The organism is Pseudomonas sp. AK106 (assembly GCF_053903055.1).
Genome location: NZ_CP096426.1, coordinates 5,138,777 through 5,162,581, shown reverse-complemented (window position 1 = coordinate 5,162,581; position 23,805 = coordinate 5,138,777). Strand labels below are relative to the sequence as shown.

Here is a 23,805-nt window from a genome sequence, read left to right as displayed (position 1 = left end):
AAACGCCTTTCATATTCCCTGACTGGTCAGCCAGGCCATCAGCTGTTGCAACGGCATCGCGCCGCTCTGCCGGGCAACTTCACGACCGTCCTTAAACAGGATCAAACTCGGGATCGAGCGAACGCCCAGCTGCGCGGAAAGCTGCTGATTGGCCTCGCTGTCCAGCTTCGCCAGGCGAACACGCCCGATCAGTTGAGTCGCCGCCTGCTCGAACGTCGGCGCGAAGGATTTGCACGGCCCGCACCACTCGGCCCAGACGTCCACCAACATCGGCAGATCGCCCTTTATCTGACTGGCGTAATCGCCCTGCGTCAGGTTGAACGGCTTGCTCAGCAAAACCGGCTGCTTGCAACGCCCGCATTTCGGCTGGTCGGACACCCGCGCGGCAGGGATGCGATTGAGCCCGTTGCAATGCGGGCAGGGTATCAGCAGGGAATCGGACATGGCAGAGGCCTGAGTAGGATTGATGACTATTAGGTGGAGTCGGAGGGGTGGGTTATCAAGCTTTACGGTTTCACCGTTATCGCCGGGTCGTCGTAAATGGCTGGCTTCGTTGGCCACCTCAAATCCGAGGTGTGAGCTGGCTCACCTTTTCATCCCTCGCTGGGGTACCCCTCGCTCACAAAATCTCAAACCTGAAGAAGCAACAAACTCCCCTTTCATCCTTGGTCCCAGCCCCTGACTGCGCGCGTTAAGCCGAATCCCCAAGCGCTAATTATCCGAAAGCATCCCCCGTTCGCCCAACTGTTCGCCCTGCCTGCCCGTCGTTAGTGTCGACGCGAGGGGCTGGCTGGCGATGATGCGTGTTGGCTCCTGTCATCTCATAGCCAGGGAGTCGCCCATGATCAGCCAGATCCAGGCCGCCGTTGCAGCGGTTGTCGCGAACAAAACACAAGCCCTCGGCACTGTCGCGACCAGCGATCCAAAAGCTGTCGACAAGGCCGCACTGGCGACTGCCGACAAAGCGACGTTTTCGACACTGGCGGCTCAGTTGAACGAGAGCGCAGCGCGAGCCGAGAAGAGAGACGCAGGGATGACCCATGCCGAATTGGGGCAATACGGGCGTAATCGCATCAATGAGTTTTTGATCGAAGGCCGCGCGGCCAACAGCGGCACCCGGGCGATGGAAGTGCCCAAGACGAACGACCCTGAGTTGCTGGACCGTGCGCGCGAGGCCAGTGCGTTCGTGACCCGGACGCTGGCGGGCGACAAGAACGCCAAGAGCCTGTTCGAGAATCTCTCCCGCGAACAACTGAATCTGATTGCCTTTGACGACAGCGCAAGCTTCACGCTCAACGAACGGCGTGCGGCCTGGCAGGGCGTGCAGAAGATGGACGAGGACTGGCGCAAGGTTGCGATAAACGGGGGAGTGATCGAGCAAGCCCGGACGGGCCAGGCATCCCGGTTCTATAACGACGCTCTGAGCTACCTCAAGTCGCTGCCCGCGATTGAAAGGGCGGTGAGTTATCCCAAGGGAGCGCAAGCCATTCTGGAGGCGCGAATCAAGAGTGACCCGACGCTGCCCAGCCTGCCGGGCGCTTTTGGACGTCAGGCGGCGGACCGCAAATTGATCCTCTATGACATTCTGGCCGGCATCGTCGACACCAGCAAAGACAAGAAAGCCGACCCAAACAACATCGCCTACACGAAGAAGTTCGCGCCTCGTAGTTCACCTGAGCCAGCTACGGCGGCGCACGGGCTTGAAAAGCCAGCGGCTGCGAATGCCGGTACGCAAGTTGAGCAAGTGAGTACCACGACCAGGAATGAGAAGGCAGCAGGATAAAAAATGCTCCGGCCATTGCAGTTGGTAATGGTCGGATGGGTCGCTAAGCTGGATATTGCACGCACAACGGTAGGGAAATGCACGTCATCACTGAAAAGCGAATCTGGGAGGCAAAAAAGAGATGGCCACAATCGGCAACGGCTCTGGACGCTTGGTACCGCTTAATCAAAGCATCCAGGCTGAACGATTTTAGTGCGATGAGAACGATGTTGCCCTCTACAGATAAAGTGGGAAGATTTCATGTTTTTGATATCGGCGGGAACAAGATCCGGCTGATTGCGTCGGTTAACTACTCAGCGCAGCGGCTGTACATAAAGCATGTGTTCGACCATCGTGAATACGACAAAGGTAAATGGAGGGATGAGCAATGAGCGCGCTCATTAAACAGGCTGCGGAGCACTGGCATCACTTGGCGCCATTGCTGACTCGGCCTGAAACGGAAGCTGAATATGACCTGCTTGTCAGCGGGCTCGACGAACTGTTGGAGATCATCGGAGAGGATGAGCAGCACCCTCTGAATCGTCTCGCCATATTGGTCAGCGAAATGATTGAAGCCTATGACCATGAGCATCGGCCCATGCCTATGGCCTCAGGCTCCGAGACGCTGCGTTACCTGATGCACGAGCACAACCTCGGCCAGGGCGACATGCCTGAAGTGGGGACGCAGTCCGTCATTTCCGAAATACTCTCGGGCGAGCGCCAGTTGTCCCTCAAGCAGATCCGCAAGATTTCGGAACGTTTCGGCGTGCCGGCAGAGGTCTTTATCTGACCTCAACTCACCCCCACTCACGACGAGCAACTGATCTCCAGATGCTTCCCCCAATCCGGCGGACGCTGTGCATAACCCTCCATTCCAGGCTGCTCATCGAACGGTGTGCACAGCACCTGATGCAGGCGGCGGACTTCGCTGTCATCGCCTTGTTCGGCCGCTTCGATGGCGCGTTGGGCCAGGTAGTTACGCAGGATGTACAGTGGGTTAACCGCGTGCATGCGCGTGCGGCGATCCTGCTGACTGGACTCGGGTTCGCGGGCGATGCGGGCTTTGTAGGCGTCGGCCCAGGCATCGAAGCCGAGCATGTCGACGAAGTCGCCGCGCAACGTGCCTGCCGCGACGTCGGCTGATTCCTCCCCCAGATGGCGGAAAAACAGGGTGTAGTCGACGCCGCTGTTCTGCATCAGTTGGAGTAAGCGCGCGATCAGGTCAGCGTCATCTTCTTCGGCCGTTGTCAGGCCCAGACGTCGACGCATCAGGTCCAGGTAATGCGCCTGATACAGCGGCAGAAACAGGTCCAGCGCCTCACGCAATGCCTCAACACTGATGAAGGGTGTCAGCGCCTGGGCCAGCGCGCTGAGGTTCCACTGGCCAATCGGCACCTGATTGCTGAAAGAGTAGCGGCCTTCGTGATCGGAATGGTTGCAGACGAAATGCTGGTCGAAGTCATCCAGAAACGCGAACGGGCCGAAGTCGAAGGTGATGCCGAGAATCGACATGTTGTCGGTGTTCATCACGCCATGACAGAAGCCATAGGCCTGCCATTTGGCAATCAGCTCGGCCTGACGCTCGACGATCACGCGAAACATCGCCAGGTGCGGTTCGGGCTGTTCCAGACATTCGGGGTAGTGCAGGGACAGCACGTGATCGGCCAGTTGCTTCAGCTGTTCCGGCTGTTTGGTGTAGAAGAAATACTCGAGGCTGCCGAAGCGCACGTGGCTTTGCGCCAATCGCAGCACCATCGCTGCGCGTTCCTGGGTTTCACGCCACACCGGGGTGTTGGAGCCGATCACACAGGCCGCGCGGCTGGTCGGGATGCCCAAGGCATGCAAAGCTTCTGAGGCCAGAAACTCGCGGATCGACGAGCGCAATACAGCACGACCATCGCCCATGCGCGAGTACGGTGTCTGTCCGGCGCCCTTCAGGTGCAGGTCCCAGTGTTCGCCGGCGTCGTTATATACCTCGCCGAGCAGCAAACCGCGGCCATCACCCAGGCGCGGGTTGTACGAACCGAATTGATGACCCGAATAAACCATCGCCCGCGGATCGGCCTCGGCCCACAGTTTGTGACCGCTGAAAATTTCAGCAAACAGAGGTTGTTCTGCCTGAGCGAGGTCCAGATCGAGCAACGCGAGGGCCGCTTCGCTGGCAACCACCAGCCGCGGGTCGGCGATGGGCTCGGGCAGCACGGTGGTGGAAAACGCATCACCCAGACGGGCAAAACGATTATCGAAAGTCAGCTCGTCTAGGGCTTTCAAGGGATGCCTCCAGCAGAATGTCCGACCATTCTGCTGGGTTTTCCATGGTCAGTCGAGCCTGACTTCGGGCGGCTCCGGAGCATCTTTTGGCGCTGGAGGCACAACAGTGGTCGGCGTGATGGTTTTCTGCTCGGGCTCGACCGGCACCATCTTGTACTCCTGTCCCTGCATATTCTTGAGGTAAACCTCCATCTGCCGGAACGAGATATTGATGTGCTGCTTCTTGAATTCCTTGTTGATGAACCGGTTGATCTCGTCGAGCACCGGGTTGCGGTCCCCCAGGTCACGCACATGCATGCGCAGCTCGTGGTCGAGGGTGCTTTCACCGAAATTGAGGAAGTAAACGATCGGTTCGGGCTCTTTCAAGACCCGCGGATTATCACGGGCGGCCTTGAGCAGCAGGCTGCGCACCAGGTCCAGATCCGAGCCGTAATCCACGCCCAGCTTCAGCGTCACGCGGGTGATGGTGTCGGTCAGCGACCAGTTGATCAGTTGTCCGGTGATGAACGTCTTGTTCGGGACAATGATGTCCTTGCGGTCGAAGTCAGTAATCGTGGTCGCGCGGATGCGGATCTTGCTCACCGTACCCGACAGGGCGCCAATGGTGATCGTGTCGCCGATCCGCACCGGGCGTTCGAACAGGATCATGATCCCGGAGATGAAGTTGGCGAAGATCTCCTGCATGCCGAAACCCAGGCCCACCGACAGCGCCGCCACCAGCCATTGCAGCTTGTCCCAGCTCACGCCGAGGGCCGAGAGCGTCGAGACAAAACCCACGCCAGCGATGGTGTACGACAGCAACGTGGTGGTCGCGTATGAGCTGCCTTGCTTGAGATTGAGCTTCGACAGCACCAGCACTTCCAGTAGGCCCGGCAAGTTGCCGGCGAGCACGAAGGTAATGCCGATGATCACCAGCGCGCCGATCAAGTCGCCCAGGCTGATCGGCACCATGCTGATGTTGGCGCCGGTACCGCTGGTGTATTCGTACAGCGTGATGTTATCGAGGTACGAGAACACCGAAATCAGGTCGGCCCAGACGAAGTAGAGCGCGCCGATGAAGCCTGCGATGAGTGCCAGACGAATCAGTCGCAGCGACTGCTGGTTGACCTGCTCTATGTCCAGCGTCGGCTCTTCGATCAGTGTTTCGCCTTCGCCGGCTTCTTTCGCGGCCTGACGTTTGCTCAGCGCGCGCTGGTACGCCAGACGGCGAGCGGCGACGCTCAGCCCGCGCACGAAGGCGGCTTCGATGACCAGCCACAGCATCAGCAGGTACAGCGTGTCGATCAGGCGATCACTGAGCTTCAGCGCGGTGTAGTAATAGCCAAAGCATACGGCGACGAACAGCGCGACGGGCAGGGCGGTGAAGGCCAGACCCACTGCGCGGCGAAACAGTGAAGCGCTGTGGTGGGTCGGACTGGTGAGCAGCAGGCGCGCGAGCAGCCAAGTCATCAGGGCGTAGCACGTCAGCACCACGGCGATGCCGATCACGTCGTCGGCCAGCGCTGAAGGTTCGTGCTCGGCCACCGCGACCACTGTCACCAGCGCCAGCACCACAAGACCCAGACGACGGATCCAGCCGCGCAGGAATTCCACTTGCGGTTTTTCCCAGCGGAAGTGCAATTGCGCCACGCCGCCCGGCGCGAGAATCCGGTAGGCGGTGTAGAACACCAGCCAGGCCAGCGCCACTTGCAGCAGTGCCGAACCCAGATTGATGTTCTGCCCGCGGGCGTCGATCTGCAGCGCGAACGCACACACCGCCAGGGTCAGCGACAACGGCATCGCCAGCAGCACGTTGATGAAAATGGCCAGCGGCGTCTGCCACTGCCGGTCTCGTTTGAAGTGGCCGATGTCGGCGTGCAGTCGATTGAGCTTGTCGTACAGCGCCTTGCGTTTCCACATCAGCGCGCCGATCACCAGAAACAGCGGCAGGAAGATCAGCGGACGCTGGGTCAGCCCGTCATACAGCTCGCTGACACTGGACGTCCAGGGCAAGGTGGTGACCTGTTTGACGAGTCGCGGCTGAATGCGCTCGAACCACTCCAGGTCCAGCGGCTTGTTGCTCGGAATCCAGAACATCTGCTCATCAAGGGTGGCTCGCAGGCTGTTGGCCGTGCTGACCAGCTGTTTCTGATTGAGCTGCAGGGTGATGGATTCGTTGAGCAGCGCACTGAGCTCGCGGTTCAGCCGCTCCAGCAGGTCGCTACGCGTGGTCGCCAGATCAAGCAGCGTCTTGCGCAGCGCAGGCGTGACGTCTTCCGGCTTCTGCGTTGCCAGCAGCGTGTCGACGTAAGCGCTTGGGCTGCTCATCTGCTCGCGCTGCTGATTGACCTCGAATTGGTACAGGCGGATGTCGGCGATTTCGTCGGCCAGACCGCTGTCGAGCTTGAGCTTGGGCAACGACTGCTTCTGTTTGTAGAGAATTTTCGATAGCAGCAGGCTGCCGCTCAACACGTTGATCTGCTCGTCCAGCGCCTGATCGGTTTGTGTGATGGCATCCAGCTGGGTCTTGGTTTTCAGGTTCTGCTGGGTCAGCTCGTTGAGGCGGTCTGTGCCGCGCAGCAGGTAGTCGGAGAGCTTGAGGTTGGCGGCGCTTTCGGTCGCCAGCAGGCTGCTGCCCCCGGCTTTTTGCGCTTCGAGGGACAACTGCGTCACGGTTTCCTGGGACTGGGCGCGGCGCTTCTCGTTGATCAGCGTTTGCAGGTCCTGGATTTCCTGATCCTGACGATTCACCTTTTCCGTAAGCAGGTCGCGCTGGCTGCCGCCCAGGTCCTGCAACTGGCTGTTGCCGGCAAGCTCCTGACGACGGAGGGCAATCAATGCATTCAACGAAGCCTGTTCAGCGTTCAAGGCGTTGCGCTGGTCGGCGTTGATGGTCTTGCCACCGTCCTTGCCGGACTTGAGGATGCTGTTGATGGCCTGAATGCGCGTCTGGCTGCTGCTGATCTCGGCCTGGGCGCGCTCTGGTCGGGTTTGCGCAGTGATGGTCAGGCTGTTGGCATCATTGAGGGCTTTCTGCAGATCAGCCTGCTGGGCGCTGCGCTGACTCAGTACTTGCTCAAGCTGCGGCACGTCCAGATTGGCGTAACGCTGCGCGACCGGTATGACTTTGCTGGCTTTGAGCTTGGTCAGCTCGCGCTGGTTCTCGGTGGTCTGTCGGGGTGCATCGGCAAGCTGCTTTTTCAGGTCTTCCAGCTTCTGCTGGTTGTCCTTCTGGCTGGACAGAAACGTCAGCGTCTGTTCCAACACCTGCTGCAGCGCTTTCTGGTCGTCAGCGGTCAGCTTGCGGTCGGCGATCTTGTCCAGACTGCGCTGGACGGCCTCGCTGGACAGGGGGGGCGTATCGGCGGCATGCGCCGGTACGGACGACAGGCAAAGCCCAAGCAGGGCCGAGGCAAAAAGGTTTCGCAGCGTGAACATAGACACCGGGTCGAGCGAGCAGAAATGGGGGGCAGTTTAAAGGAACAGCCCGGGGCCCGGGCGGCTTCCTTCGGGGAATCTGACGCCCACTTTGAGGATCTTGTTCCCGTCCATAACCGCAACCGTCCAAATAGTTCCATTCCATTCGATCTGGTCGCCCACGATCGGCGCGCCGCGATTCTTCTGAATGATGAACTGACTCAGCGGCATCCCCGGGTCCAGCCCGTCGAGTTTCAGGCCGTAGAGTGCCGCGACAGCCCCCAGCTCAGCGTCTCCCTCGAGAACGAAGTCGCCGAAGAAGCGCAGATCCAGACCCCGCTGCGGCGCCTGACTGAACAGCTTGCCGAGGGCAGGAAGGTCGTGTTCGTGGCCGATGACGCACAGCAGATCGCCGACTTCCAGCACCGTACTACCCGACGGGTGGAGCAGTTGCTCACCACGGAACAGCGCTGCGATCCGCGTGCCTTCGGGCATTTTCAGCTCGCGCAACGCGGCGCCGATGCACCACTTTTCGGCGCCAAGGCGATACACGAACAGCTCCCACTCGCTGGTGACATGCACCTCCAGCGCCGCGCGGGAGATCGGCGCCGGATCAGGCGGCACCGTCACTTTCAGCCATTTCGCCACCCACGGCAGGCTCGTGCCCTGAACCAGCAGCGACACCAGCACGATGAAGAACGCGAGGTTGAAGTACAGCTGCGCATGGGGCAGGCCGGCCATCAGCGGGAACACCGCCAGAATGATCGGTACCGCGCCGCGCAAGCCTACCCAGGCGATAAAGGCTTTTTCGCGACCGTGGAACACCCGGAAGGGCAGCAGCCCCGCCAGCACCGACAGCGGCCGCGCCACCAGAATCATCCACAACGCCAGGCCCAGCGCCGGCAGCGCGATCGGCAGCAAATCATGGGGCGTGACCAGCAGGCCCAGTACCAGAAACATGCCGATCTGTGCCAGCCAGGCCATGCCGTCGAGCATGTGCAGAATGCCGTGGCGGCTGCGAATCGGCTTGTTGCCCAGTACCAGACCGCACAGGTAAACCGCGAGGAAGCCGCTGCCGTGGATGGCGTTGGTCAGTGCGAAGACGACGAGACCACCGGCGACCACCAGGATTGGGTACAGGCCGTTTGCCAGATTAATCCGGTTGACCAGTTGCAGCATGATCCAGCCGCCGCCCAGCCCGATGATGCCGCCGATGCCGAATTCCTGAATCAGGTGGCCCAGCAGGCTCCAGTGCAGGCCGGTTTGTCCGCTGGACAACATGTCGATCAACGTGACCGTGAGGAACACCGCCATCGGGTCGTTGCTGCCGGATTCGATTTCAAGGCTGGCGGTCACCCGCTCGTTGAGGCCTTTGCCGCCCAGCAGCGAGAACACGGCGGCGGCGTCTGTGGAACCGACGATGGCGCCGATCAACAGGCCCTGGATGATGTTCAGGTCAAACAGCCAGGCGGCAACCATGCCGGTCAGCCCCGTGGTGATCAGCACCCCGACCGTCGCCAGCGACAAGGCGGGCCAAAGTGCAACCCGGAAGCTCGCCACCCGCGTGCGCAAGCCGCCGTCGAGCAGGATGACCGCCAGCGCCAGGTTGCCGACCAGATAGGCCGTTGGGTAATTATCGAAGATGATGCCGCCGCCATCGACGCCCGCCACCATGCCGACGGCGAGGATGATCACCAGAATGGGAATGCCGAGGCGGGAGGACAGCGAGCTGACCAGAATACTTGCACCCACCAGCAACGCGCCGATCAGGAACAGGCTGTTGATGGTCGTGGCATCCAAGGGCGGTACTCCAGAAAACGAATTCAAACAGACGAGGGCGCGAACTGACCATGCAGTCCGCGTGCCAAGGGATTTAACCTGTTGAATTGCATGGCTGTCAAAGCGTAATTCCAGATGGGTGGGCTAATGTTGCCGCAGGGCCCGCCCTGCCACTCGCATGCCGCTGTGCATACACGTTTCCCAGATGACGGCGGTAATACATATTTATGCCAGTCACTGGCGTGGACTCTGGTCACCTTCTTTTTCTATCCAGAAGAAGTGATCACCATGAACGTCCAAGCCCACCCATTACCCGAATCGGATGAGCGTCAGCTCAAAAAAATGGCGAGCCGTTATGTCGCCGATTACCCCGATCTCAACGCGCTGGCGAGGTCCGCTGCGCAGAACATCATTTTCAGGCACACCGGTAAGCATCTGGATCCTGATCAGGTGTATTGGCATCGTTTCTCAGCCGCCAGCAGCAGTTCACGGTCTTTTACCGGATGGCAGCATGCTGGTAAGGCGGTGGCGTCGATGACGATGACCGAGTTGGTGATTCGCCGTTTCGACGTTAGCGAGCAGCAAGCCCCGGACGAGCTGGCGGTGTATGGCGGTTTCTACACTGACGGCCCCGAACATGGCGTTTTCAATGAACAGAATGAAGTGCGCATGCTTCCGGCAGAGGTGCTCAACGATTTCTGGGCCCTCGATTTCAGTGCGGGCTACCGGCGCCAGATGGACCGGTTCTGGGCTCAGCACAGCGACAACTTCTGCGTGCTTGCCAAGGTGCGCTACTTGGCGTCTGCGGGAGAAAGCCTGAGCAGAGGTCTGTTGTCGGCGACGGATTTCGACGCACTGCGCAGCGCCCTGACTGCCGGGGGTGACTCTGTGACGCTTGAGCAGCTGCGTGAGCCCGCGCCTGCGACGTCAGCGGTATCGGTGTTCCATCTGGAACTGGGCGCGTTCAAGGCTCGGGACATTTTGCGTGTTGTCGATGAGGGTGGCCGTCAGATCCTCTATGTCTGCGGTGCGCAAACCCCTTTCTACTGCTTCGATACCCATCAACAGGTGTACGAATGGTTGAAGGCGCAGTTCCTTTCCCTTGGCACTCGAGAGGCTATTTGCGCTCGCTTTCTGCATTCGGCGAGCGATTGGAACACGCACCGCGGTGCGTTTCAGCGCGATGTGACTCAACTGCTGATGAGCGACCACGATAACGCGGGGGTCGATCGACTGGTCAATCGCGGGGCGGCACCGATTCCGGGTGATCCGTTCGCCTATCTTCGTGATGTCGCCCGTCACGACATGACCGCTGACGCCACCACCCTGCTGACCGATAACAGCGATCTTCGCAAGCAGGTCTGGCTGGGGTATCTGAACGCCTTTCTCTCCGTGTTCGGCAATCTGGCGCCGCTGGGTTGGCCGCTGGCATTGGCTGTGGTGGGCGCGAGCCTGATCAGCACCGGATTAAGCATCGATCAGGCGGTCAACGCTAAAAACGCCGAACAACGCAGGCGGGGTATCTTGGGCGCCATCGCCAGCGCTATTTATCTGTTCGTGAACCTGCCGCTGCTGTCGCGTCTGGGGGCTGATGTCAGGGAACCCATGAGGCCCCGAAGCCCAACGGGGCTGAGCGCAGGTGCCGATGCCATGCCGACTCCCGTCGCGACCGATCCTTTGTCCGGCATGAGCAACAACGTTGTCCTTGAATCGCTGACGCCGGTCTCGGAGCAAGGGCTCCATGAAGGGACATATCGGCTGGGCAATGGCGAGACATGGGCGTTCATCGACGGGCAGGCGCATCGTTTGAGCCTCGATGAAAGCCTGGGCAGCTGGGTCATCGTCGATCCCCAGAACCCGTTTGCGTTCAGTGGCAGATGCCCGGTTCGGTTCGATGGGCAAGGCCGGTGGGAACGGCTTCCCATCCCGGGCCTTGCTGGCGGTGCACCCATGGACGCCGGCGCCCGGGCGGTCACTTCGCCGCCTGCGACGCCCTTTTCCAGCGTGCAATCGGCATTCTGGGATCGCTTCATGCAGCTCAACCTGTTTGATGAGCAGCTGTATTCCGAGGCCGCTCTGGCCCGGCAAAAGGCCGTGGTGGAAGTGTTCTGCATGGAGCCACAGGAAATGGTCTCCACCGACTCCGAGGGTGAAGACGTGCATTTTGATCAGTGGGGCGCCAGACATCGCGTGTTCAAGACCGCAGACGGTGAATACGTCGGCTCTTCCATCAAGCACTACACCCACGAAGACGATGCGTATAACCAGTTTTTGCGAACCGGCGTGGCGATCTATTCCGATCAAGTCGCGCTGGTACAAAAGCTCGTCGAGGACGTCAGCACGCTGGGGTACAACAACGACGTCGCACTGTATCGCGGCGGCAGTGGGGCGCGTGGGACGTCGGGGGCCTTTTTTCGCACCGGCGAGGTGACCGTGGGCGATGTGCTGGTCAATACCGACATCACCTCGTTTAGCGAAAATCCCTATCAGGCGCGCACTTTTGCCAGCAGTCAGGCAGGCGCCCATGCCAGTGCCACGAATACCCCGGTCCGTTTCGACGACACCAGCGTGGTGTTTGTGCTGCCGGAAAAACAGTACTTGAGCGCGGCACCCATCGCGCCGTTCTCCGCGAGTCCGGACGAGGCTGAGGCTATCTTTTTGCCCGGGCACTATTTTCAGATCGACAGCATCGAGCAAGTGATCGGGACGTTTTACCGGTTCATGAAAGTACAGCTGCGCGAAGTCACCGGTCCGGTCCCGGGCCGAAAATTGCTCGACATGCGAACCGCAGAGCCTTTCAGTCGCCAGGGTTACGCGGCCCGACTGGGAAGCGCCGGGCGGGTGTTGGTCGATTGTTTTTTCCCGTCTCAACAACCCTGAACTGCCTGCTCATTTCGTAAGCAATAATTATCTATGGCGGCCCGGCGTGCCTGTCGGTGGACTCTAAAAGCTCACTCACTGACAGGATGTCGGGTTATGAAAGACAGAAAGGATACGACCGCTCCGCAGCGCAGAGCTGACGCGCCTGGGCGCAGCCGCGACAGCTCGCGACCTTCGGGCTGGGGTGGCCAGCGAGGCGAAGACTGGGAAGACAGTGGCTGGAATGAGCCACCCGTGCCGCGCGACGAAGACGGGTGGCCCGTCGAGCCTGCCCCCGGGCAAGAAGTCGACGCTCACGCCACGCTGCTGAGCGACTGGCTCGGTCAGCAGCACGTGCGGTACGAGTCGCCCCATGACTATGGACGCACGCAGGCGCAAGCCTACCTGCTCCAGCACTTCCCGGAAGAAACTGACCCTGATGAATTGCTGATCACCACGCTGTACCTCAATGGTCAGGATGCTGCGCCCCAGCGAGCCAACATCGCTCACGCCTTCACGCTGACCGACGCGCTGATGCATAACTGGCAGCAGGCAGGTAACGGCGACTGGTTTGATCATCTGGGTCACGTGCAGGCGTATCGCGAGGGAGGGTATCCCGCACGTGTCTCCCCCACGCCTCTGAACCTTCCGGATTGTTTCGCCTATGAGGCCGTTTATCGCAGAACCTCCCCGCAGCGATTTGATGCCTCCACCCACACGTCCATCGACCCCAAGGCGTTCAAGGCCTTCGTCTGGGATAACGCATTGCTCGATCACTACGAGAGGACGCTCGACACGTTCTGGGAACAGCATGGCGGTGACTACAACCTGCTTCTCAAGGCTGCCTTGCTCAAGTCAGCCTACATCCAGCATTCCGAAGGCTCGATGAGCCAGGAGGACAAAGCGCTGGTGCTCAAGTCCCTGGGCCTCGATCCGTCACAAGCCTGGGAGCAACTGACATTCGAATCATTCCGCGATGCACCTCTTTCCCATGCGTTCACGTTCCGCGAACTCATTCTGTATCGCTATGCAGCGACCGACATCATTGTGATCAGGGATGAACAGACAGGCCGGCTAGTGGTTTATATCCCCGGCAACTCGTCGCCTTTTCATGGCTTCAACGATCTCACAGCGCTACAGAACTGGATCGCGCTGCAGTGTAAAGACACCCGCAAACGGCAGGCCCTGGAGCGTCACTTCAAACTTGAAGACGACAGCGACGGTCTTTTTCTGAGCGGTCTCCATACGACGCTGGCCGGTCTTGCGGTCTTTCCGCACCTGCTGAACGGTGCGACAGGCAGTTGGCCTCCTTATCGGGAGATCGCGCTCGGGGCCGCACTTTCCCCTTGGCCCTTTTCCCACTTTCGCCAAAGCCTGCAGGATCGTCAGCGCTCTGATGCGGCGCTGAGTATTCGCACGCAAAGCGACTACCGCAAAGAGGTGCTCGCGCAGCGGTTGTCCACCGCCATCAGCGTCACGGGAGCCATCGCAATGGTCGTGCCCGAGCTGTGGCTGCCATTGGCGGCGATGTCGGTCGCGCTTCTGGGGCTAGGGGCAGACGAGGTGATCGAGGGCAAGACCTATGAAGAACGAAAAAACGGTGTTGGCCGCCTTGTCTTCGGTGTTTTGAATGCGGTGCCGGCCATTGCCCAGGGCGCCGTGGAGATTATTGACGCAGCGGCTGCGGCGCAGCGTGCAGGCGAAGTCGTTCCGGGTGCGGCAGATGAAGTGGGGCAGGTGATCGACAGTCGGAGCGCCGAGCAGAAAGCGGCAGCGTCTGCACAACAGCAGGAGATCGATGAGGAGATTGCGCAGCAGGCGCACGAGCGAGCCAACGAAGATGCAAGCGCACGAGAGGCCCGACTGGCGCAGGAAGAGCACAGTCGCCTGCTGCGCAAAGCCCAGCACGAAGCAGGTTATGACAGCGCGAAGGCGTTTGGTGTTGAGCCAGAGGGCCTTCGATCGTTACCCCCACGTTTACGGGCGGAACTGACCCGGTTCGAGTACAGCGAGCCCCTTGATCTTTCGGGCAGTTGGACACGCGATGACGTCGGCGCCGTGTACAAATCCGTCGATCCAGCGTCAGGCGAGACCGTTTATTTCGCCAGGATTCATTCGAAGATCTACCGGGTCGAGCGGGTCGATTCGGTCAAGCAGTACAGGATTTTCTCTCCCGAAGACGCGGCCATCAAAGGTCCTTATATCAAGCGCCTTAATGGATTCTATTCAGACCTGGACCTGAGGCCAGGACTGCGGGGAGGGGAAAGCTATGGCGATGCCGTCACAGCGGCTTCCACGAAAGACCAGGGCGTGACTGCGCCTGTCGAGCGCGTTCGGGCACAGCCCCGGGTTCAGATCGATGTGCCGATGGACGGCATTGAGCAGAGGACGCTGACTGACAGTTCCGGTCATCAGGTCCATCGGTTTTACGCCATGAATACGCCGGAAGGTACGGGCGTTTATTATGATGCTGACGTCGGGTGCTGGAGACATAAAGTCACTGAGGAGCTGCTTTGGCTGGATAACAACGGCAAGTGGAGCGTGGGGGACGAGCGTCGTTATCTGAGCGTCAAAGGCCGCCTTCGCGCCGGTGTGAATGACACGGTTTACACATTTCCGCGGCTGCCAGGCGTGTCTGCGAAGTCTTTGCCCATCGATCGTACGATTCATCAGATCTGGCTAGGCGATGGATTGCCCGGACCACACCTGATCGAAACGATCAAACAGAACATCAGGACCAGTCCGGATCTCAAGTTCGCACTTCATGTCGATATCGATTACTCCGCAACAGTGGACGGCTTGACCGCCGAGCAGCAGTTGCAGGCTGAATTTTCCAGCTTTCCCCAGATGACCATTTCGAGCCTCCAGGACGAGCAGTTCTTCGATGGCTTTTCCCTGTACGAGCAGGAAAGTGCCGAGCCGTACGCCTACTTCCGGCATGGCCAGAACCAGAACCTTGCGGCCGCTGCGGATGTGCTCAGGTACCGCCTGATCAGGGAGTACGGGGGCATCTACATGGATTGCGATGATGTCCTGGCCCAGTCGTTCAAGGGCCAGGCACTTGCCGCAGGCCCTTCCGATGTGCTGGTGGGCAGGTCAGTCAGCTCCGAAACGCTCATGCACGTCGGCCCTGCAAACAGTCACTTTGCCAGCCATCGGGATAATCCGGTGCTCAGAGCGATGGAGACAGCGTTGCACCAGAGATTCAAGCTGGGGGAAGAGGCGTTGAGGGCCCTCAAACATTCGTCCTCGGACGCCAAGAGGTATCTCGCCGAAGTGTCCCGTATCACGGGACCCGGTTTGTTCCTGGACGTCATTAAGTCGTCCCGGCCCGATTATGCGGGGCTGCTGACCGGAAACTATCGGGCGACCAGCAACATACTCTCCGTCGCGTATTCGGAACGTCTGGAGGAAGTGGAGCGGTTTTATCTGCCCTTCGCCAACCGACTGAAAATCGAGCCGGGTGGCGAAAACCTCCGGGGAGAGGCGGCGGGCCCCACTGAGGGCGTCTCGATCGTTGATCTGCCCGAGGTCCTGCCACCGACCCAGAGTGGTTTCCTGCAGCCGGATGCCCCCGCGATCAAGGTGGCGATTCCCATCGACGGCGTCAGCACGTCTGGCGGGCGTTATTCGATCATGATCGATGGCAGACAGCGCGGGGTCATTTACGATGACGACGCGAAAACCTGGAAGCTTCCGGGCACCGACTCAAGAGGGCTGAGGCTGGACCAGAATGGAGACTGGCAGTCGCGAAGCGTGCTGGATGAACCCCAGCCTATCAACCCGCACGCCAACGTCGAGGTGGTCGAACTGCCACGGCTGCCCACGATGCCCACTCACCTCAAGCCGATACCGAGAAAGATTCACTACATCTGGGTGGGCGATCAGCCGCTGGAGGAAGCCCGCATGGAAAACCTCATCAGAAACGCAAATCGCAGCCCGGATTTTCAGTCTGTTTTGCATGTGGATGTCGACAGTCAGGAAACGCTGAATCGCATTCGCGCAAGCGTGAAAAGTCGTGCGCCGTCGCTGGCGGTGTCGAACCTGCAGGATGAGAATTTCTTCGCCGCGTTCCTTCGCGGCAGGCATCAGGCGCTGTATCGCGAGGCACGAGGCGGTGCAGGTAAAAACTATGCTGCCGCCTCCGACATCCTCCGTTATCCCCTGATCGACGCCTACGGAGGCATCTACATGGACTCCGATGATGTGCTGACCGCTTCCATCAACGGTGTTCATCTTGAGGCGGCCCATGGCGACTTGCTGCTCGGCAAAGCGGTTGCTGTGCCCTCGCTGGATTTTCGCGGCTATGGCAATAGCCTGTTCGCCAGTCATGCGGGAAACCCTGTGCTTGCTCGTCTCAGCGAAGAGCTGGCCTTGCGAAACCAGGCGCAGCCCGGGTTTTTCGAGACGCCCCCTCCCACGGTTGATCGTTCCACGCCGGTCACCGAGTTGCTGACCTCGCAGGCGATGAAGGGGTACCGCAAAACCGTGTTCGAGCTGACGGGCCCGGCGCTGTTCAACGATGTGTTGCGAGAGCAGCGGCCGGACTACTATCACCTGGGCATCGATCCGCCCAGTCACCTGCCCGTTCGCTCCGCCGCGTTTCAGCGGCAGCTGGAAGCATTGCAGGATCACTTCTTCCCGTTCAAACGCAAAGCGCCTGTCGAAATCGGAAATGGACACGACTGGTAGCAGGTGAGCGCGGCACTCAGAACCACGCGTCGTGCATCGTCAGGCACGCATCATCCCGGCGCTCGAGGATCGCCAGTTCATGATGGCAGCCCGGTACTTCCCATGTCAGGAAGTACCGGGCGGCCTGCAACTTGCCCTTGTAGAAGTCGCTATCGGCTTCGTCGTTCTTCTCCAACCCTTCCTGGGCGCGAATCGCCTGCGCCAGCCAGCGCCAGCCAATCACTGCGTGCCCGAACGCCTTCATGTACAGCGCCGAGTTGGCCAGTGTCGCGTTGACCTTGCCCTGGCCCAGATCGGTGAGCAATCCAAGGGTGACCCCTTGCAGGCGGGTGACCAGTTGCTCCAAGGGTTGTCGCAATACCGTCAGCGATTCATGGGCCTGCGCGCGCTCGCAGGTATCAGCGATCAAACGAATCAGTTGCTTGAGCCCGGCGCCTCCGTTTTGCGCCAGTTTCCGGCCCAGGAGGTCCAGCGACTGAATGCCGTGGGTGCCTTCATGAATCGGGTTCAGGCGGTTGTCGCGGTAGTACTGCTCCACCGGGTACTCCCGGGTGTAACCATGGCCGCCGAGAATCTGGATCGCCAGTTCGTTGGCCTTCAGGCAAAACTCCGAGGGCCAGGACTTGACGATGGGCGTCAGCAGGTCGAGCAGCTCGTGGGCGTGTTTGCGCACCTCCTCGCTCTCGCCCGTTTGCGTGTCGTCGAACAGGCGAGCGGCGTACAGACCCAGGTCAAACGAGCCTTCGACGTAGGCTTTTTGCGTCAACAGCATACGTTTCACGTCGGCGTGCTGAATGATCGACACCGGCGCGCCGTCCGGTGACTTGCTGTCAGGCAGTCGGCCCTGGGGGCGTTCGCGGGCGTATTCCAGTGAATACAGATAACCGGCATAACCCAGCATGACTGCGCCCATGCCGACGCCGATGCGCGCCTCGTTCATCATCTGGAACATGCAGCTGAGGCCTTGATGGGGCTTGCCAACCAGGAAGCCGACGCAGTTGCCGTAGTCGCCGAAGTTCAGCGCGGTAGACGTGGTGCCGCGCCAGCCCATCTTGTGAAACAGGCCGGCCAAGAGGACGTCGTTGCGCTCACCGAGGCTGCCGTCATCGTTAACCAGAAACTTGGGGACGATGAACAGGGAAATGCCTTTAACGCCCGCTGGTGCGTCGGGCAGTTTGGCGAGGACCAGGTGGACGATGTTTTCGGAGAGCGGATGATCGCCGCCCGAGATAAAGATCTTGTTGCCGCGCAGGCGATAGCTGCCGTCTGCGGCGGGCTGGGCGCGGGTGCGGATGTCTGACAGCGACGAGCCCGCGTGGGGCTCGGTCAAAGCCATAGTGCCGGAGAAGCGACCCTCGATCATCGGTTGCAAAAAGCGCCGCTTTTGCTCATCGGTGCCGAAGTTTTCGATCAGATTTGCCGCGCCCATGGTCAGGAAGGGGTAGGACGCCGTCGCGGCATTGGCGGACTGGAAGTGGGCAAAGCAGGCCTGAGAAAGCAGGGTCGGCAGCTGCATGCCACCGGCTTCGAAGTCCCGGGCGGCATTGAGAAAACCAGCCTCAAGGAAAGCGTCCACGGCGGGTTTTACTTCCGGGATCAGCACCGCTGCGCCGTTCTCATAGCGCGGCTCGTTCTCGTCGTTTTTACGGTTGTGGGGCGCGAAGTATTTCTCCGCGACGTTGCGTGCCGTGCTGATCGCCGCATCGAAGGTTTCCCGACTGTGCTCTGCGAAACGCTCGCGTTGGGTCAGCGCCTCGGCGTCCAGCACTTCATACAGCTCGAAAGCCAGATTGCGGGAACTGAGCAGCGTCTCGGACATGGCGGCGTACCTTTCTTGGGAATGCCGTCGAGTCTAAGAGGGGTTATATGAAGTGAATAGCAAGATTGATTTGGGTGATGCTCGGGCAGAACGGTGAGTTAGGGGCAGTTCAACGTGGGACCGGCTCTAGCCCGGAAGATCTCCTTACCTACGCATGGCAAGGTTGTGAATGGGCGGAGCCCATTCAAAGGCCAAAGCCGGTCCTGCCGACCCCCCTGAAATAATCAGATCCAGGTTTTCCTAAAATCTGCTCAATAGACCAGGTCTGAAATACATTGTGTGTCGAGAGACATTTCATGGTCTGGTCCTGCTCGAAGCATAACTTATTAGATTAATTGGCGATTAACCTTATAGCCAAGCATCTTATAGTGGCGGTCAATACTTTGTTTTTTATAAGTTTCAGCGATTTTGAAAATGGCTGGGTGTTTTTTTTATATGTGCGAAAGAAATGCTGTCGGCTAAGCTAAATCAAGTACCAGTTTTTTGTCTGGTGCGGCAGAATTTTTATGATTCTTACAGGAGTATTAATTATGAGTGACGCAAGGAATGATCAAGTTCGAGCCGATCTAGCCCCCCCGAAGTTGGATTTTACTGACCCTTCCGGCGCCGCCATGGTGTTGGATTCCATCGAGTTGCTACCGTCTGAAGGTATCCGATTCCAGGCGCAGGGGCCCAAAGCCAATGCGAGTTCCGAGATTTTGACGCCGCCTCTGTCTTTCCCTCTTAAATGGACCATACCGAATCATGTGATAACGCAGAATGCAGGGCTTTTAGTCCAGCTTAGCTACTGGATAGGTGACCCTCTGTCTGGGCAGGGTTATGAGTCTCCGGGAGTGGGTATTGTTTTGGTGACTTTTCCGGTCTGAAAATGTTGCTCTGCGCGTGCATGGGTGACTGTCAAGGTGTAAATAAAAAAGAGTGCCTAGGCACTCTTTTTTATTGCCAATCAAACGATCAACCAATCGTCATTAAACTCGCGTTACCGCCCGCTGCTGCGGTATTCACGCTCAGCGCACGCTCGATCACCAGGCGCTCCAATGCAATGTTGGTTTCGCCTTTGGACAAGCCGTGAACGCCGACAATAGCGCCGCTGCGTTGAGCGACCTGTTCGCAGATGGCGCGCAACTGATCGGAATCACCGTGGTGCAATACCGCGTCAATGGCGACCTCGTCCTTGTGCCAGTCGGCGACCAGCTTGATGCGCGACTGAACGTCCTTCGGCAGACGGTTGCGCAGCGACTTGGCCGGCTCAACGTCCGGCACGATCGCCGTGCTGCCCACCGCCATCACGGCGGCCAGTTGCGCCAGCAGATCCGTCTCATCCTCGGCCAGGCACAACACGTGTTCACGGGGCAGGATGCTGTAACTATTGCGCTCGCCGGTGGGGCCCATGAGCGTGCGGGTCACGCCGCTTTGGGATTGCTCGGCGAACTGGCTGCACAGTGCTTCCAGGCCGCTGAGTTGCTGAGTGCCTGCCCAGGCGTTGAGCGCATTCAGCGGCTTGAGCATCGCCTCTTGCATGCGGGTGTCCGGCGCCTGTTGTGCATCGCGGGCGGCGAAGGATTTCTGCACGGCGTCGGCGGGGCGCGTCGACAGCAAACGGTACAGATACAGCGGTCCACCGGCTTTCGGACCGGTCCCCGACAGACCTTCGCCACCGAACGGCTGCACACCCACCACGGCGCCAACGATGTTGCGGTTGACGTACATGTTGCCGGCGTTGACGTTGTCGATGACCTTGGCGATGGTCTCGTCGATGCGCGTGTGCACGCCCAGTGTCAGGCCATAACCGGAGGCGTTGATCTGGGCGATCAACATGTCCAGCTCACGGCGCTTGTAGCGCACGACGTGCAGTACCGGGCCAAAGATTTCCCGTTGCAACTCGTCGAAGCTGTCCAGCTCGATCAGCGTCGGCATCACGTAGGTGCCGCGCTTGATCTCGTCGCTGTCGGCAATGGCGACCTGATACACAGTGCGGCCTTTGTCGCGCATGGCCTGAATATGTTTCTCGATACCGGCCTTGGCTTCTTGATCGATCACCGGACCGATGTCCACCGACAGGCGTTCCGGGTTGCCGAGGCGGCTCTCAGCCATCGCACCTTTGAGCATCTCGATGACACGATCGGCGGAGTCTTCCTGCAGGCACAGCACGCGCAGCGCTGAGCAGCGTTGACCGGCGCTGTCGAACGCCGAGGACACCACGTCGATGACCACTTGCTCAGTCAGCGCCGAGGAATCGACGATCATCGCGTTCTGGCCACCGGTTTCAGCGATCAGCGGAATCGGCCGGCCCTGGGCATCGAGACGGCCGGCGACGTTGCGCTGCAGCAAGCGGGCAACTTCGGTAGAGCCGGTGAACATGACGCCCTTGACGCGATCATCGCCGACCAGTCGCGCGCCGACGGTTTCACCCCGGCCTGGCAGCAGTTGCACCACGCCTTCGGGAATACCGGCTTCGAGCAGAATGCGGACGGCCTGCGCGGCAATCAGCGGTGTCTGTTCAGCGGGTTTGGCGAGTACCGGATTGCCCGCCGCCAGGGCTGCGGCGACCTGACCGCTGAAAATCGCCAGCGGGAAGTTCCACGGGCTGATGCATAACACGGGGCCCAACGGGCGGTGAGCGTCGTTGCTGAAATCATTGCGCGCCTGCACCGCGTAGTAGCGCAGGAAATCCACGGCTTCGCGCACTTCGGCGATAGCGTTGGCGAAGGTCTTGCCGGCTTCGCGAGCCAGCAGGCCCATCAACGGCTGAATCTCGGCTTCCATCAGGTCGGCGGCGCGCTCAAGGATCGCGGCACGTTCGGCAGGCGGCGTCGCTTGCCAGATCGGGCCGGCGCTGAGGGCGCTGAGCAGGGCGTTATCGACGTCTTCCAGACTCGCTTCCTGCACGTGGCCAACCACGTCACGCAGATCGGACGGGTTCAGGACTGGCGCTTCAGTGCCGACGCTGACCGGGCTGCCCAGCATCGGGCCGGCCTTCCAGTCGTTGTGCGCCGTGGCGAGCAGGGCCGAAGACAGCGACGCCAGACGATGTTCGTTGGCCATGTCGATGCCGGCCGAGTTGGCGCGTTCGCTGCCGTACAGGTCGCGGGGCAACGGAATGCGCGGGTGCGGCAGGCCGAAACCACCTTCCTGAGTCGCCATGCGCTCGATGCTGGACACTGGGTCGGCCACCAGTTCCTGTATCGATATGGACTGGTCGGCGATGCGGTTGACGAAGGAAGTGTTGGCGCCGTTTTCCAGCAGTCGACGCACCAGATACGCCAACAGCGTTTCGTGGGTGCCGACCGGTGCATACACCCGGCACGGCCGGTTCAGCTTGCCGTCGGCGACTTTGCCTACGACCTGCTCATACAAGGGCTCGCCCATGCCGTGCAGGCACTGGAACTCGTACTGACCGGGGTAATAGTTCTGACCGGCAATGTGGTAAATCGCCGACAACGTGTGGGCATTGTGGGTCGCGAACTGCGGGTAGATGACTTCCGGCACCGACAGCAGTTTGCGCGCGCAGGCGATGTAGGAAACGTCGGTGTAAACCTTCCGCGTGTAAACCGGGTAGCCTTCCAGGCCCTCGACCTGGGCGCGCTTGATTTCGCTGTCCCAGTACGCGCCTTTCACCAGACGGATCATCAGGCGATGACGGCTGCGGCGTGCCAGGTCGATGACGTAATCGATCACGTAAGGGCAGCGCTTTTGATACGCCTGAATGACAAAACCGATGCCGTTCCAGCCGGTCAGTTGCGGTTCGAAGCACAGGCGTTCAAGCAGATCCAGCGACAGCTCCAGGCGGTCGGCTTCTTCGGCATCGATGTTCAGGCCAATGTCGTATTGCTTGGCCAGCAAGGTCAGCGAAAGCAGGCGCGGGTACAACTCGTCCATCACGCGCTCGTATTGCGCCCGGCTGTAACGCGGGTGCAGGGCGGACAATTTGATGGAGATGCCCGGCCCTTCATAGATGCCACGGCCGTGGGAAGCTTTGCCGATCGAGTGGATGGCCTGCTCGTAGGACGCCAGGTATTTCTGCGCGTCGTGCTCGGTCAGCGCTGCTTCGCCGAGCATGTCGTAGGAATAACGGAAACCTTTCGCCTCGAACTTGCTGGCGTTGGCCAGGGCTTCGGCGATGGTTTCGCCGGTGACGAACTGCTCGCCCATCAGGCGCATGGCCATGTCCACGCCTTTGCGAATCATCGGTTCGCCGGACTTGCCGATGATGCGGCTGAGCGAGGAGGTCAGGCCGGCCTCGTTGTGGGTGCTGACCAGTTTGCCGGTCAGCAGCAGGCCCCACGTGGCGGCGTTGACGAACAGCGACGGACTGTTGCCCAGATGCGGGTGCCAGTTGCCGGTGCTGATCTTGTCGCGGATCAACGCGTCGCGGGTGCCTTTGTCGGGGATGCGCAACAAGGCTTCAGCCAGGCACATCAGTGCCACGCCTTCCTGGGATGACAGCGAGAATTCCTGCAGCAGGCCCTGGACGATGCCGGCGCGCCCGCCGGCGCTCTTCTGGTTACGCAGCTTTTCGGCAATCGACGCGGCGAGCTTGTGCGTTGCATCGGCCATCGGCGCAGGGAGGCGCGCCTGCTCGATGAGCATCGGCACCACTTCAGGCTCGGGGCGGCGGTAGGCCGAGGTGATCGCAGCGCGCAACACCGACTGGGGAAGAATGCTTTCGGCGAATTCTAGAAACGCCTGATGGCCATTGTCGGCGGGCAGGTCACCCTGATCGTCGGCGTCTTTGCCACCTTGTCCACTGAGTTCATTCAGCGTCGCACCGCCCTCGAGCTTCTCCAGATAATTGAAGATCGCCTGCTTGATCAGCCAGTGGGGCGTCCGGTCGATGGACTGCGCCGCCGCTTTCAATCGCTCACGGGTGGGGTCGTCGAGTTTGACACCGAGGGTGGTGGTGGCCATTTCTTATCCTCATGACAGCCACGGTCATGTGGCTTAGCTGCGGCAAGATTAGCTGTGCGACTGCAAGGGTGCAACCGGGTGCAACCGCTTTTTTCAAAGTGTTTCACGGGTGCCCCGTATTGAGCCGAACCGCCCTGATTCAGCTCCGTTGAGGTGCCCCGCAGGGCAGGGCTCTATTTGGCGGCTCCCCGTAAACACGGCATATGTGGCACTTTGATCTAATTTGTAAAAAAGCTCAGTGAAGTCTTTTTTCGGGTTGCACCTGCTCCGGGATGTCCTCTAGGATGCGCCGCTTTGGTGCATTCAAGCGGTGTGCAGC

General features: G+C 60.1%; 11 protein-coding genes. 5 read left to right on the top strand and 6 right to left on the bottom strand.

Features of this window, described 5'->3' with window-relative positions:
* Nucleotides 1–9 precede the first annotated feature (9 nt).
* Complete coding sequence (gene trxC / locus M1E04_RS22600; RefSeq protein WP_456292078.1) at nucleotides 10–444, bottom strand: thioredoxin TrxC; 435 nt, start codon at nucleotides 442–444, stop codon at nucleotides 10–12.
* 397 nt (nucleotides 445–841) lie between these two features.
* Between trxC and M1E04_RS22595 the strand changes: the two genes are divergently transcribed.
* From M1E04_RS22595 to M1E04_RS22585, 3 genes are all read left to right on the top strand, one after another.
* A complete protein-coding gene (locus tag M1E04_RS22595) occupies nucleotides 842–1,783 on the top strand; it encodes a hypothetical protein (RefSeq protein ID WP_456292077.1) in 942 nt (313 codons plus the stop codon).
* Nucleotides 1,784–1,860: 77 nt separating this feature from the next.
* Nucleotides 1,861–2,154 carry a type II toxin-antitoxin system HigB family toxin gene (locus M1E04_RS22590; protein ID WP_192130934.1) on the top strand — a complete coding sequence of 98 codons (294 nt, stop codon included), beginning with the start codon at nucleotides 1,861–1,863 and terminating at the stop codon, nucleotides 2,152–2,154.
* The gene (locus M1E04_RS22585) at nucleotides 2,151–2,552 is read left to right on the top strand and encodes a helix-turn-helix domain-containing protein (RefSeq protein ID WP_456292076.1); all 402 of its coding nucleotides are present in this window, start codon (nucleotides 2,151–2,153) and stop codon (nucleotides 2,550–2,552) included. Before M1E04_RS22590 ends, M1E04_RS22585 begins: the two co-directional genes overlap by 4 nt.
* A 17-nt stretch (nucleotides 2,553–2,569) precedes the next feature.
* Here the strand turns inward: M1E04_RS22585 and selO are convergent, their stop codons facing one another.
* From selO to M1E04_RS22570, 3 genes are read right to left on the bottom strand one after another with little or no spacing between them, the layout of a single operon-like run.
* The gene (gene selO / locus M1E04_RS22580) at nucleotides 2,570–4,033 is read right to left on the bottom strand and encodes a protein adenylyltransferase SelO (protein WP_456292075.1); all 1,464 of its coding nucleotides are present in this window, start codon (nucleotides 4,031–4,033) and stop codon (nucleotides 2,570–2,572) included.
* A gap of 48 nt (nucleotides 4,034–4,081) precedes the next feature.
* Nucleotides 4,082–7,450: a mechanosensitive channel MscK gene (mscK, locus tag M1E04_RS22575; protein ID WP_456292074.1), complete on the bottom strand. Its 3,369-nt coding sequence runs from the start codon at nucleotides 7,448–7,450 to the stop codon at nucleotides 4,082–4,084.
* A gap of 36 nt (nucleotides 7,451–7,486) precedes the next feature.
* Complete coding sequence (locus M1E04_RS22570) at nucleotides 7,487–9,229, bottom strand: potassium/proton antiporter (protein WP_456292073.1); 1,743 nt, start codon at nucleotides 9,227–9,229, stop codon at nucleotides 7,487–7,489.
* 267 nt (nucleotides 9,230–9,496) lie between these two features.
* On the opposite strand from M1E04_RS22570, the gene M1E04_RS22565 reads away from it, so the two are divergent.
* On the top strand, nucleotides 9,497–12,088 hold the full coding sequence (locus tag M1E04_RS22565) for a dermonecrotic toxin domain-containing protein (protein ID WP_456292072.1): 2,592 nt from the start codon (nucleotides 9,497–9,499) through the stop codon (nucleotides 12,086–12,088).
* Nucleotides 12,089–12,322: 234 nt separating this feature from the next.
* Entirely contained in the window at nucleotides 12,323–16,759 is a 4,437-nt protein-coding gene (locus M1E04_RS22560; protein WP_456292071.1) for a dermonecrotic toxin domain-containing protein, read from the top strand.
* A gap of 16 nt (nucleotides 16,760–16,775) precedes the next feature.
* Here M1E04_RS22560 and M1E04_RS22555 read toward each other — a convergent pair whose 3' ends face one another.
* Nucleotides 16,776–18,578 carry an acyl-CoA dehydrogenase gene (locus M1E04_RS22555; RefSeq protein ID WP_456292070.1) on the bottom strand — a complete coding sequence of 601 codons (1,803 nt, stop codon included), beginning with the start codon at nucleotides 18,576–18,578 and terminating at the stop codon, nucleotides 16,776–16,778.
* A gap of 954 nt (nucleotides 18,579–19,532) precedes the next feature.
* Complete coding sequence (putA, locus tag M1E04_RS22550) at nucleotides 19,533–23,486, bottom strand: trifunctional transcriptional regulator/proline dehydrogenase/L-glutamate gamma-semialdehyde dehydrogenase (protein WP_192130945.1); 3,954 nt, start codon at nucleotides 23,484–23,486, stop codon at nucleotides 19,533–19,535.
* Nucleotides 23,487–23,805: the final 319 nt, after the last annotated feature.